The following is a 323-nucleotide window of genomic DNA, read 5'->3' as shown; positions in this document are numbered from 1 at the left end:
CCACCATCACCCCGGCCATCCCCTCAGGCCGCGACAAGCGCCGGGCAATGCCGTTGAACACCTGTTCCAGCGTGTCGAAATCGCCATACGCCCCTAGCCAGTCATCCGCTGCCATGAACGGCGCAATCCGCGCCAGTCGCCCAGGCAACTCAGGCTCTGCCAGCAATACCCGATAGAACGCGCCAGTGAACTGCTCCAGCGGCTGATCGGCGTAGTTGCCCCAGTGCCGTGCCAGGCAATGGTCGAAAAACACATCCAGAACGATGCCGGCAAAACGCCGCCGCTCGCGCGGAAAACGTGCCAGAGCCGCCAGCACCACTGGG

1 protein-coding gene is annotated in these 323 nt (G+C 64.1%); it reads right to left on the bottom strand.

The window, feature by feature from the left end; translation table 11 throughout:
• Nucleotides 1–323, bottom strand: a 323-nt coding sequence (locus ACO0LB_RS20750) for an ACP phosphodiesterase (protein ID WP_423052615.1), incomplete at both ends; no start/stop codon positions are given.

Source organism: Undibacterium sp. SXout7W (assembly GCF_049339385.1).
In the GTDB taxonomy this organism is placed as follows: domain Bacteria; phylum Pseudomonadota; class Gammaproteobacteria; order Burkholderiales; family Burkholderiaceae_D; genus Undibacterium.
This window is presented reverse-complemented; position numbering and strand designations above follow the sequence as displayed.